Source organism: Methylobacillus pratensis (assembly GCF_054072455.1).
In genome coordinates this window covers 188,685-201,093 of the sequence record NZ_JBSUSR010000005.1, presented here as the reverse complement: position 1 = coordinate 201,093, position 12,409 = coordinate 188,685, and the positions used below count along the sequence as shown (strand labels likewise).

Sequence of the window (12,409 nt, the reverse complement as noted above, 5' to 3'; positions counted from 1 at the left end):
TCTGCCGAAGACAGTACAACAACAAGTACGGCAAGGCAGAGCAACGACGACAGAAGGGTCTTGTTGGAGGCTCTTATTGGGCCTGCAGCGCCTTCCAGCCCATTTCCCTCATACACAGCAGCAGCCCGCGGGTCGCCTTGGCGGTAGTGCCCGACATGTCGGGCTGGTGTTCCGGCCCGAGCTTGGCGACACATTGCTGGATGTCGCTTTTCAGGTTTTCCGCTCCCTTGCCGATCTTCCACCAAGAGCTGACAGTGAAGATATCCATCGGGCTTTTCGGTGCGAGAGGAGGCGCCGGCACCTCTTTTTTGGCTGCGCCAGCTTCAGTGGTTGCGGTATTTGCAGCAACAGGCCCTTGCTCCTGAACGGTGGAGGTATCACGGTAATCATTCTTCAATGACGCCTTGATCACCGGGTCGTCATCGTCCAGGCTGTCTTGCGGGTTATGGAATACCCAGCCGTTGTCCTCCATGCATTTTGCAAATGCATTCTCTTGCAGGCCCTTGGCCTGGCATTCGTTTTTCGCCGTATTGAGGTCGTGTACGCCGGCCCCTCTCTTATAGGCAAATTCGCCGCCGCACCCGGCTAACGCCAGGCACAGGGTGATTGCGGCGGATAGCGGCTTTTCTCGTCCTTGATTTTTCATGTGTTTTTCCGGTTGTGGCATGCCTGCCGAGTGGCAGGCATCTATTGTCGACGAGGCCAAATTACCACGCTGCCTCATTCCGGCATGTACGCAATATGACGTATTTAAGCCGACCCCTTCCATCGCTAATCTGGCAACACGAAAGATTTGGCGGGTAGTTCACCGTTCACTTTGATGGTTTTTGGTGAAACTTGATAAAGGGGTATGAGAAATGAAATTCAAGATGAAGAAGTGTGCGCTGATGGTGGCACTGGCAACGTCTGCCGCATTGCCGTCCATGAGCTCACAGGCTGCTGGCACGATCACCTTCGGTGAGGACAAGTCCATCAGCATCGGCCTGGGGGTGCGTACTGCGTTTACCAGCACCGAAGATGCTGCGCCAAACGGCAGCTCCCGTTCCAAGGATTTTGATGTGGATGATGCGCGTATCTACATCAACGCTTCCTTCAACAAGTATATCAAGGCGACATTCAACACTTTCACGACCACTAACGATGGTAGCGGCAAGGATGATATCAGCACCCTGGACGCCTACCTGCAGTTCGAGTTCATGGATGAGTTCAATATCTGGGTCGGTCAGCTGTTGCCACCAACAGACCGTGCCAACCTGGATGGTCCGTTCTTCCTCAACGCCTGGTCCTATCCAGGCGTGGTGTCGCGCTACCAGAACAAGTTCGTCGGCCGTGATATCGGCGTCACCGTCTGGGGTAAGTTGCTGGATAAGCACCTGGTGTATTCCGTTGGGGCTTATGAGGGTAACCGTGCTTCCAGCTTCAATAATGACAGCGCATTGAACCCTAATCGCTCCGACAACCTGATGTATAGCGGCCGAGTCCAGTATGACTTCTGGGATGCCGGCAACGACCCGGCTTATTACACCAGCAGTACTTATTACGGTAAGGACGTGCTTTCCATCGCTCTGGTTGGGATGTTCCAAAAGGATGCTGTAGGTATTGCTGGCACTAGCGACGATTACAAAGCCTACAACGTTGACGCTTTGCTAGAGAAGAAATTTGCGGCAGGCGTGCTGAACCTTGAAGGGGCTGCATACAAGTACGACTTCAGTACTACTGCACTGGCAGCGGATCCTGCAGGCGCCAAGCCAGGTAAAGCATACCTGGGCCTGGTTTCCTGGATGTTCGGCGATACCGTGGGCTGGGGCAAGTTCCAGCCATACGCCCGTTACCAACGTTTCAATGCGGATGGTGAGGTGGCTTTCAACCCGGATGTTAAAGAGTACGACATCGGCCTGAATTACATCATCGATGGCCATAACGCCCGTATCAGCACCGTCTATACCAAGACCAAGACTGAAAACGCCAGCGACATCGATCGGTTCACGGTCGGCCTGCAGTTGCAATTCTAGTTGGGGGATGGCCGTCATCCCTAGATGCGATGGCGGCTGTCGTGAGTTTAGTTGTTAAAGGAGACGTATAGATGAAGACCTTGATTAAGCTGGATTTCGACAAGCCAGCCTGGGAGCAGGACGGCCAGATCCATAACCGTTGGCACCCGGATTTGCCGATGGTGGCGATGGTCAAGCCTGGCGACGAGTTCCGTGTCGAGTGCATGGACTGGACCGGCGGCCAGATTGGCAACAACGATAGCGCCAACGACATCCGCGATGTCGACCTGTTGCAGGTGCACTACCTCAGCGGTCCGATCGGTGTCGAGGGCGCCGAGCCGGGCGACCTGATGGTGGTGGATATTCTCGATGTCGGCACCTTGCAGGACCAGCAATGGGGCTTCAACGGCTTGTTCGACAAGAACAATGGCGGCGGCTTCCTGACCGACCATTACCCCGATGCTTCCAAGAGTATCTGGGATTTCCATGGCATCTATACGACTTCCCGTCATGTGCCCAACGTCAAGTTTGCCGGCATCATGCACCCGGGCCTGATCGGCTGCCTGCCATCTCGCGAGTTGCTGGACACATGGAACAAGCGTGAGGCGGACCTGATTGCCACTGATCCAAACCGCGTGCCCGCGCTGGCCTTGCCGCCGAATGAAACCGGTGCCGTCATGGGTCGCCTGAAGGGCGAAGATGCCGCAGCGGCAGCGAAAGAGGGCGCACGTACCGTGCCGCCGCGCGACCACGGCGGCAACTGCGACATCAAGAACCTGACCAAGGGCTCGAAGATTTTTTTCCCGGTCTACGTCAAGGACGGCGGCCTGTCCATGGGCGATCTGCACTTTTCGCAGGGCGACGGTGAAATCACCTTCTGCGGCGCGATCGAGATGGCCGGCTACCTCGATATCAAGGTCAGCCTCATCAAGGACGGCGTCAAGAAATACGGCATCAAGAACCCATTGTTCCAGCCTAGCCCGTTGACGCCCAACTACCGCGACTTTCTCGTGTTCGAGGGCATCTCGGTCGACGAGCAGGGCAAGCAGCATTACCTCGACGTGCATATCGCCTACCGCCAGGCTTGCCTCAACGCCATCGAGTACCTGAAGAAGTTCGGCTACAGCGGCGAGCAAGCCGTGGCGATCCTCGGCACTGCGCCGGTGGAAGGCCATATCAGCGGCGTGGTGGATATCCCGAATGCCTGCGCCACCTTGTGGCTGCCGACCGAGATCTTCGATTTCGACCTGAAGCCGAATGCGGATGGCCCGAAGAAGATCATCACCGGCACCGCGGATGTCGCCAAGACATCCTGAACAGCGTTTCTTGATTGACGATTTGAAAGCATAAGGGGAAGAGCCATGCCTATGTATGAATACCGATGCGACGAGTGCGGCGTGTTTTCCGCACTGGGGAAAATGAGCACATCCAGCGAGCCCACGATCTGTCCGGATTGCGGCGAGTTGAGCGAGCGCATTCTCTCGGCACCGCGTCTGGCCATCATGGGCAAGGCGCAACGAAGTGCGCATGAACGCAACGAAAAATCTGCCCATGAACCCCGGTCCACCCGCCGCTCGAGCTGCGGATGTTCCGGGAGTCATACCTGCGGTTCATCCTCCACTTCGAAGCAATCCACTCAGGGAAAAGAGAAAGGAAGCCTATTGCAGATGCAAACGAAGAAAACCGCCCGCCCCTGGATGCTGGGACATTAGGGATGTTCAGCATCGCGTGAGGACTGCGTTGCGCCTCCTTGCCGTACTCATACGTACTGTCTGCGTCGGCGCGCCTTGTCCTCCCACGATGCTGAACATCCCCACGCAATGCTGAGCATCCTGGGATTGGTTATGAAGCATTTTGAAGTTTTTATCTTTTGCAGTGTTTTTCAGGAGAAATCTGATGAGTAAGACAAATAGACGCCAGTTCATCACCAAGACAGGCGCCCTGATGGGGGCAATGCTCGCAGCAGGCATTATTTCCGGCAGCGCTTATGCGGCCGACTTCCCGACTGCCAAGGTCAATACCACCAAGCTGGCGGTGACCGACACGACAGTCAAGGTCGGCATCCTGCATTCATCCACCGGCACCATGGCGATCAGCGAAACCGGTTCCATCCAGGCCGAGAAGCTGGCGATTGCCCAGATCAACGCCATGGGCGGCGTATTGGGCCGCAAGATCGAAGTGATCCAGGAAGACGGCGCCAGCGATTGGCCGACTTTCGCTGAAAAATCCAAGAAGCTGCTGGAAAAGGACAAAGTAGCCGCCGTGTTCGGCTGCTGGACTTCCGCTTCCCGCAAGGCGGTGCTGCCGGTGTTCGAGAAAGACAACGGTCTGCTGTTCTATCCGACTTTCTACGAAGGCCTGGAGCAATCCAAGAACGTGTTCTACACCGGCCAGGAAGCCACTCAGCAAATACTCGCTGGCCTGGACTGGATCGCCAAGGAAAAGAAGGCCAAAACCTACTACCTGATCGGCTCCGACTACATCTGGCCACGCACTTCCATGAAGATCGCCCGTAAGCACATCGAGAACAAGCTCGGCGGCAAGGTGGTGGGTGAAGAGTACATCGCGCTGGGCGACACTCAGTTCGGTTCGGTCATCAACAAGATCAAGCTGAAGAAGCCTGACGTGATCTACGCAGCGGTGGTGGGCGGCAGCAACGTGGCCTGGTTCAAGCAGTTGAACGCCGCTGGCCTCAACTCTAAGAAGCAGAACATGCTGACCATCTCCGTGACCGAGGATGAAGTCCTGGGCATCGGCGGCGAGAACCTCGAAGGCTTCTACTCCGCGATGAAATACTTCCAGACACTGAAGAATCCGAACAACGAGAAGTTCGTTGCCGAGTTCAAGAAGATGTGGGGTCCCAAGTCCGTGATCGGCGACGTGACGCAAGCTGCCTACCTAGGCCCATGGCTGTGGAAGGCTGCGGTCGAGCGTGCCGGCAGCTTCGACGTGGACAAGGCCGCCGCGGCATTGCCAGGCTACGAGTTCAAGGAAGCGCCTGAAGGCTATGTGAAGGTTGATCCTAACCATCACTTGGAAAGCAAGCTGCGCGTAGGCAAGTGGCGTGCTGACGGTCAGGCGGACGTGGTGTACGAGTCCGAGCTGATCAAGCCTGATCCGTTCCCAAAGGGCTACCAATAATCACCTAGTGGTTTACATGCAAGAAGTCACGACAGCCCCGCTTGGGGTTGTTGTGGCGAGTACCAAATGTTTTATCTTCGTAAGTAAAAGGCTGGAGGCCGATTATGTTTGATTATTCAATGGCAGAGATAGGCAATATCGTTGTCATGCAGGCTTTCTCCGGATTGAGCCTGTTCAGCGTTCTTCTCCTGATGGCACTTGGCCTGGCGATCATCTTCGGGCAAATGGGCGTGATTAACATGGCCCATGGCGAATTCATGGCGATAGGCGCCTATACCACCGTGTTTCTTTCCCGGGTGGCCGAAACTTACGGAATCGTCAATTACTACTTCCTGTTTGCGATCATCGCCGCGTTCATTGTGGCGTTCATCATCGGTTATATCGTCGAGTTCGCCCTGATACGGCACTTGTACAAGCGGCCGCTCGATACCTTGCTTGCCACCTGGGGCCTGAGCCTGGTGATGCAGCAGATTTTCCGTTCCACCTTCGGTGCTAAGGAGGTCAGCGCCGTGCTGCCAGAATGGCTCATGGGCTCCTTCCAGCCGACGCCTGACATCGATATCCCGATCAACGGCGTCTTCGTGCTCGGGTTGGCGTTGGTGGTCACTGTAGGCGTCTTTATCTTCATGTTCCGTTCCCGTTGGGGGCTGCGCGTGCGCGCCACGGTGCAGAACCGCGTCATGGCGGGTGCCGTCGGCATCAATACCAAGAAGGTCGACCGCGTGACCTTTGCGCTCGGCTGCGGTATCGCCGGCGTGGCTGGAGCAGCGTTCACCACGATTGCTTCCACCGGCCCCACCACAGGCTCGCTCTACATCGTCGACAGCTTCATGGTCGTCGTGTTCGGCGGCGCGGCCAGCGTATTAGGCACGATTGCTTCCGCCTTCGGCATCGCCCAGGCGCAATCCATCCTGCAGTTCTTCATGACCAGCTCCATGGGCAAGGTCGCGACCCTGATGGTGATCGTCGGCATCCTCATGATGCGTCCGGAAGGCCTGTTTGCATCCAAAGTACGTAAGTAAGGGGAACAATATGAATGAAACATTGAGCAAAATACTAGGCGGAAAGCAGGGGGCCATCGGCCTCGGCATCCTCGCCGCGTTCATCCTGGTGGTGCTGCCGCTGGGCCTGGACCCCTTCCGCCTTGGATTGGTCGGCAAATACCTCACTTACGCCTTTGTCGCGGTGAGCCTGGTGCTGCTGTGGGGTAACGGCGGCATCCTGAGCCTGGGGCAAGGCATCTTCTTCGGCCTGGGCGGCTACGCGATGGCGATGTTCCTCAAGCTTGAAGCGTCCGACCCGGTCAGCACCGCGATCCAGTCCACGCCCGGCATCCCCGACTTCATGGACTGGAACCAGCTCACGGCCCTGCCATGGTTCTGGGAGCCGTTCAAGAGCTTGCCGCTGACCATTCTCGCGATCCTGGTCGTGCCGACATTGTTTGCCTTCTTGATCGGCTATGCGATGTTCAAGCGTCGTGTCGGCGGCGTGTATTTCGCCATCATCACGCAAGCCATCGCGCTGATCCTGAGCATCCTCATCATCGGCCAGCAAGGCTATACCGGCGGCGTGAACGGCATTACCGATCTGAAAACACTGTTGGGCTGGGATATCCGTACCGATAGCGCCAAGTATGTGTTGTATTACGTGAATGCCGCATTGCTGATTGGCTGCATCCTGCTTTCTCGCTATGTACTGTCCAGCAAGTTCGGCATGTTGCTGCTGGCGATGCGTGACAAGGAAGAACGCGTGCGCTTCTCCGGCTACGACGTGTCCAACTTCAAGATCTTCATCTTCTGCCTGTCCGCCATGATCTCGGCGATCGGCGGCGCGATGTTCACCTTGCAGGTCGGCTTCATGTCGCCATCCTTCATCGGTATCGTGCCCTCGATCGAAATGGTGATCTTCGCAGCAGTGGGCGGCCGCATGTCGCTGATCGGCGCGGTATACGGCACCTTGCTGGTGAATGCGGGCAAGACCATGTTCTCCGAAACCTATCCGGAGCTGTGGCTGTTCCTCATGGGCGGCCTGTTCATCGCCGTGGTGATGTTCTTCCCGAACGGCCTGGCTGGTATCTACGACAAATATGCCAAGAAAGTGCCTTTCCTGCGCAAATTGTCCGAAGAAACGCCCAAGGCCAAGAAAGCGGCGGATGTACCTGCCGTGCCGGTTGAAACCAAGGAAGCAGGGGTGCAAGCATGAGTAATACCGATTTCGTACTCGCTATCGAGGACCTGACCGTATCGTTCGACGGTTTCAAGGCGGTCGACAAGCTCAATATGTACATCGACAAGAACGAGTTGCGCGTGGTGATCGGCCCCAACGGTGCGGGCAAGACCACGGTGCTGGACCTGATCTGCGGCAAGACAAAATCGACTGCCGGTTCGATCAAGTTCAAGAACCGCGAGCTGACCAAGCTTTCGGAACATGAAATCGTGCGCGCCGGGGTAGGCCGCAAGTTCCAGACGCCGTCGATCTATGAAAACCTGACCGTGTACCAGAACCTGGAAGTCTCCTATCCCAAGGGCCGCGGCGTGTTCGGCAGCCTGTTCTTCAAGCGCAGCGATGCCGTGGTGGAGCAAGTGCACAAGATCGCCAAGGAAATCATGATGGAAGACATCCTGGGCATGGAGGCGGCCCTGCTGAGCCACGGCCAGAAGCAATGGCTGGAGATCGGCATGCTGTTGATGCAGGAGCCTGAGCTCTTGATGCTGGACGAGCCGGTGGCGGGCATGAGCGCCAAGGAACGGGACCAGACCGCCGAACTGCTCAACCGCATCTGCCAGAACCGCTCGGTGATCGTGATCGAGCACGACATGGAATTCGTCAAGAAGATCGCGCACAAGGTCACCGTGCTGCACCAGGGCAAGATTCTCGCCGAGGGCGCGATGGACAAGGTGCAGGCCAACGAAAAAGTGATTGAGGTCTATCTGGGCCACTAAATGCATGCAAGAAGCGGCGCGATGCATTCACATCGCGCCGCCAGCCCGGACAACGAAAGGATAGAAAATGATTGAGATTGAAGACCTGACAGTCAGCTACGGACAAAGCGAAGTCATCCACGGCATCAGCTTCAGCGCCGCCAAGAACGAAACCCTCGCCATCATGGGCCGCAACGGCATGGGCAAGACCACCTTGTTCAAGTCGCTCATGGGCATCCTGCCCAGCAAGAGCAAGAAGGCCAGCGTGGACGGCGTGGACATCGGCGGCAGCGAAACCTTCCAGCGCGTGCAGAAAGGCCTGGCCTACGTGCCGCAGGGCCGCATGATCTTCCCGACCATGACCGTGCAGGAAAACATCGAGACCGGCCTGGAAAAGTCAAAATCCCGCCAGATTCCCGAGGATATCTACGCCTTGTTCCCGGTGCTGTTCGACATGCGCAACCGCAAGGGCGGCAACCTGTCGGGCGGCCAGCAGCAGCAATTGGCGATTGCCCGCGCATTGGTGACCAACCCCAAGGTGTTATTGTTGGACGAGCCGACCGAAGGCATCCAGCCCTCCATCATCAAGGACATCGCCAAGGTGCTGAATGAAATCCGCAAGATGCGCGAGATCACCATTATCGTGTCCGAGCAGGTGCTGAGCTTTACGATGGAAATCGCGGACCGCATCATTGTCATTGATAAGGGTAATTTCATCCATGAGGACAAGCGTAGCGAAGTGGATGCGGCCAAAATCAAAGGCTACCTCTCGGTCTGAGTGGAACAATCAACAAGGTCTGCTGGCGCCGTTGCGCCTCCTTGCCGTACTCATACGTACTGTCTGCGTCGGCGCGCCTTGCCAGCACCGTTTCACTGACCTTCTTGATTGTTCTTACATGCCAGGAGGGTATTTGTAATTATTTATGATGCTGGCGTTTTTATGGCAGGATGCTGCCGATGGATGACTTACAAACAAAAACGGCGGCATGGGCGGATAAGCGCTGGCAGGCATTGCTGGCGCTTGATTTTGCAGCCAAGGCAGGGCGAGGGCGGACGACGCTGGTAGGCAAGCGCCACCAAGGGCCGCTGGTGGTGCAGAAAATGCTCTACCCGGAAGGCGACGAAGTCTGCCACGGCATCATTATCCATCCGCCGGGCGGCGTTGCGGGCGGCGACCAATTGCAATTGCAGGCAGCCTTGGGGACATCAGCTAAAGCCGTGTTGACTACGCCGGGCGCAGGCAAGTGGTATAAGGCCAATCAGTTGAGTGCGAGCCAGGAGATACGGTTCAAGCTTGCAAAAGATAGCTGCCTGGAGTGGCTGCCGCAGGAAAATATCCTGTTCGACGGCAGCGATGTGCGCTTCAGCAGCGAAATCGACCTCGCCGAGGGTGCCGTGTTCTGTGGCTGGGACATCATGTGCTTTGGCCGCCAGGCGCGGGGCGAGCAATGGAACCAGGGTGAGTTGCGCCAGGTGATGCAAGTGCGGCGTGAAGGGCGCTTGATCTGGAACGAGCGCCTGTTTTCCCAGCCGCAAAGTCTGGTGATGCGTTCCGCTATCGGCTTGAAAGGCATGCCGGTCAATGGCAGCCTGGTGGTGGCTGCAGGGGCGGTGCCTGTGGATATTGTCGAAGCCTGCCGGGCGATCGAACCGCGCGGCGATGCGCATTATGGCGTGACTGCCTTGCCGGAGATATTTTCGGCGCGTTATATTGGCCGTTCCTCGGAAGCCGCGCGGGAATACTTTGAGCGGCTCTGGCAAGTGCTCAGGCCGTGGTATGCTGCGCGCCCTGCCGTCAGGCCCCGGATATGGAATACCTGACTGGCATTACATTGAATCGATGAAGAAGAACTGTCTATGGAATTAAGCCCAAGAGAAAAAGACAAGCTGCTGATCTTTACCGCAGCCTTGCTGGCGGAGCGGCGTAAGGCGCGCGGCCTCAAGCTGAATTATCCCGAATCCATCGCTTTCATCAGCGCAGCGATTATGGAGGGTGCGCGCGACGGCAAGACGGTCGCGGAGTTGATGGGGTATGGTGCAACCTTGCTGAGCCGTGAGGATGTGATGGAAGGTGTGCCTGAGATGATCCCCGAGATACAGGTGGAGGCGACGTTTCCGGATGGGACCAAGCTAGTCACTGTCCACCAACCGATTCCCTAAGGCATGAAGCTGCAAGTGCCGATGGCGGCGTTGCGCCTCCTTGCCGTACTCAGTGTACTGTCTGCGTCGGCGCGTCTTGTCATCGGCGCTTGCAGCTTCATGCTGAGAATTGGCTTAAAGCGAAAAACAAACATTGGTCATTGGAGTATCCAACATGATCCCAGGTGAAATGAAAATAGACGCGGGCGAAATCCTGCTAAACGACGGGCGCGAGACGGTGACGCTGGAGGTGGCGAATACGGGTGACCGGCCTATCCAGGTGGGTTCGCATTATCATTTTTATGAGACCAATGAAGCCTTGTCTTTTGAGCGGCAACTGGCCTATGGCTTCCGCCTCGATATTGCCGCAGGCACGGCGGTGCGTTTTGAGCCGGGACAGAGCCGCACGGTGCAATTGGTTGCTTTGGCCGGAGATCGCAAAGTGTATGGATTCGCTGGCAAGGTGATGGGAGCGCTGAAATGAGTGTGAAAATCGACAAGCGCGCCTATGCCGAAATGTTCGGTCCGACGGTAGGTGACCGCATGCGTCTGGCTGACACCGAGCTGTGGCTGGAGGTGGAGAAGGATTACACCATCTATGGCGAGGAGGTGAAGTTCGGCGGCGGCAAGGTGATCCGCGACGGCATGGGGCAAGGCCAGGGCGTGGCGAGCGAGGTGGCGGATACGGTGATTACCAATGCGTTGATCGTCGACCATTGGGGCATTGTCAAGGCCGATATCGGCATCAAGGGCGGTTATATCTCCGCCATTGGCAAGGCGGGCAATCCCGACATCCAGCCCGGCGTGGAGATTGCCATTGGCGCGGGCACCGAGGTGATCGCGGGCGAGGGTATGATCGTCACCGCGGGCGGCATCGACACCCACATCCATTTCATCTGCCCGCAGCAGATCGAGGAAGCATTGATGTCCGGCGTTACTACCATGATAGGTGGTGGTACTGGCCCGGCAACCGGCACGTTTGCCACCACCTGCACGCCCGGCTCCTGGCATATCCACCGCATGCTGCAATCGGCGGATGCCTTCCCGATGAATCTGGGTTTTCTCGGCAAGGGCAACGCCAGCCTGCCGCAGCCTTTGCGCGAGCAGGTCGAGGCGGGTGTGGTCGGGCTCAAGCTGCATGAGGACTGGGGCACCACGCCGGCCGCGATCGACAATTGCCTGAGCATCGCCGAGGAAATGGATGTGCAGGTGGCGATCCATTCCGATACCCTCAACGAATCCGGTTTCGTCGAGACCACGCTGGATGCGTTCAAGGGCCGCACCATCCATACCTTCCATACCGAAGGTGCGGGCGGCGGCCATGCGCCGGACATCATCCGCGCGGCGGGGCACCCGAATGTATTGCCGTCGTCCACCAACCCGACCCGGCCTTTCACCATTAACACCATAGACGAGCATCTCGACATGCTCATGGTCTGCCACCATCTCGACCCGGCGATTGCCGAGGACGTGGCATTCGCCGAGAGCCGTATCCGTCGCGAGACAATTGCAGCGGAAGATATCCTGCACGACCTCGGCGCGTTCGCCATGATGTCCTCCGACTCGCAGGCCATGGGCCGCGTGGGTGAGGTGGTGATCCGCACCTGGCAGACCGCGCACAAGATGAAGGTGCAGCGCGGCCCCTTGCCCGAAGACAGCGCGAGCAACGACAATTTCCGCATCAAGCGCTACATTGCCAAGTACACCATCAACCCCGCATTGACGCACGGCATCGCCCACGTCGTCGGCTCGGTCGAGGTCGGTAAGCTGGCCGACTTGGTGCTTTGGCGTCCTGCATTCTTCGGCGTCAAGCCTTCGACCATCCTTAAGGGCGGCATGATCGCGGCTGCCGTGATGGGCGATGCCAATGCCTCCATCCCGACGCCGCAGCCCGTGCATTACCGTCCGATGTTCGGCTCCTATGGCGGCGCGTTGCAGACTTCGGTGACGTTTGTGTCTCAAGCGGCGTTGAGCAACCCGGAAGTCGCGGCATTGAACCTGAAAAAGTCATTGGTGGCGGTCAAGGGCACGCGCGGGGTGAGGAAGTCGGATATGGTGCACAACGGTTGGATGCCCGAGATTGACGTAGACCCGGAAACGTATGAGGTGCGTGCCGATGGCGTGGTGCTGAGTTGTGAGCCAGCGGAGGTGTTACCTCTAGCCCAACGCTACTTCCTGTTTTGACGCGTGCAGACTAGCGCCCCTGGCGGCGTTGCT

13 protein-coding genes are annotated in these 12,409 nt (G+C 57.5%); 12 read left to right on the top strand and 1 reads right to left on the bottom strand.

Annotated elements, in window-relative coordinates:
• Positions 1-73: 73 nt before the first annotated feature.
• Positions 74-646, bottom strand: coding sequence for a hypothetical protein (locus tag ACW4YW_RS11850; RefSeq protein ID WP_457137734.1), 573 nt, complete (start codon positions 644-646; stop codon positions 74-76).
• 211 nt (positions 647-857) lie between these two features.
• Here ACW4YW_RS11850 and ACW4YW_RS11845 point away from each other — a divergent pair, with 211 nt between their 5' ends.
• The 12 genes from ACW4YW_RS11845 to ureC all read left to right on the top strand — a co-directional run bounded on the left by ACW4YW_RS11845 (position 858) and on the right by ureC (position 12,376).
• The gene (locus ACW4YW_RS11845; protein ID WP_457137733.1) at positions 858-2,012 is read left to right on the top strand and encodes a porin; all 1,155 of its coding nucleotides are present in this window, start codon (positions 858-860) and stop codon (positions 2,010-2,012) included.
• Between the two features lie 71 nt (positions 2,013-2,083).
• On the top strand, positions 2,084-3,307 hold the full coding sequence (fmdA, locus tag ACW4YW_RS11840) for a formamidase (protein ID WP_457137732.1): 1,224 nt from the start codon (positions 2,084-2,086) through the stop codon (positions 3,305-3,307).
• A gap of 45 nt (positions 3,308-3,352) precedes the next feature.
• The gene (locus ACW4YW_RS11835) at positions 3,353-3,703 is read left to right on the top strand and encodes an FmdB family zinc ribbon protein (RefSeq protein ID WP_457137731.1); all 351 of its coding nucleotides are present in this window, start codon (positions 3,353-3,355) and stop codon (positions 3,701-3,703) included.
• A gap of 184 nt (positions 3,704-3,887) precedes the next feature.
• Positions 3,888-5,132, top strand: coding sequence for an urea ABC transporter substrate-binding protein (gene urtA, locus ACW4YW_RS11830; RefSeq protein WP_457137730.1), 1,245 nt, complete (start codon positions 3,888-3,890; stop codon positions 5,130-5,132).
• A 104-nt stretch (positions 5,133-5,236) separates the two neighbouring features.
• The gene (urtB, locus tag ACW4YW_RS11825) at positions 5,237-6,154 is read left to right on the top strand and encodes an urea ABC transporter permease subunit UrtB (RefSeq protein ID WP_309565604.1); all 918 of its coding nucleotides are present in this window, start codon (positions 5,237-5,239) and stop codon (positions 6,152-6,154) included.
• Between the two features lie 10 nt (positions 6,155-6,164).
• Positions 6,165-7,334, top strand: a complete 1,170-nt coding sequence (urtC, locus tag ACW4YW_RS11820) for an urea ABC transporter permease subunit UrtC (protein ID WP_457137729.1) — start codon at positions 6,165-6,167, stop codon at positions 7,332-7,334.
• A complete protein-coding gene (gene urtD / locus ACW4YW_RS11815) occupies positions 7,331-8,074 on the top strand; it encodes an urea ABC transporter ATP-binding protein UrtD (RefSeq protein ID WP_457137728.1) in 744 nt (247 codons plus the stop codon). The genes urtC and urtD overlap by 4 nt, the downstream gene beginning before the upstream one ends.
• Before the next feature lie 67 nt (positions 8,075-8,141).
• Positions 8,142-8,831 carry an urea ABC transporter ATP-binding subunit UrtE gene (urtE, locus tag ACW4YW_RS11810; protein WP_457137727.1) on the top strand — a complete coding sequence of 230 codons (690 nt, stop codon included), beginning with the start codon at positions 8,142-8,144 and terminating at the stop codon, positions 8,829-8,831.
• Positions 8,832-9,010: 179 nt separating this feature from the next.
• On the top strand, positions 9,011-9,874 hold the full coding sequence (locus tag ACW4YW_RS11805) for an urease accessory protein UreD (protein ID WP_457137726.1): 864 nt from the start codon (positions 9,011-9,013) through the stop codon (positions 9,872-9,874).
• A 36-nt stretch (positions 9,875-9,910) separates the two neighbouring features.
• Complete coding sequence (gene ureA / locus ACW4YW_RS11800) at positions 9,911-10,213, top strand: urease subunit gamma (protein ID WP_457137725.1); 303 nt, start codon at positions 9,911-9,913, stop codon at positions 10,211-10,213.
• A 154-nt stretch (positions 10,214-10,367) separates the two neighbouring features.
• Positions 10,368-10,676, top strand: a complete 309-nt coding sequence (locus ACW4YW_RS11795; RefSeq protein ID WP_407993704.1) for an urease subunit beta — start codon at positions 10,368-10,370, stop codon at positions 10,674-10,676.
• Positions 10,673-12,376 carry an urease subunit alpha gene (gene ureC / locus ACW4YW_RS11790; protein WP_457137724.1) on the top strand — a complete coding sequence of 568 codons (1,704 nt, stop codon included), beginning with the start codon at positions 10,673-10,675 and terminating at the stop codon, positions 12,374-12,376. The genes ACW4YW_RS11795 and ureC overlap by 4 nt, the downstream gene beginning before the upstream one ends.
• Positions 12,377-12,409: the final 33 nt, after the last annotated feature.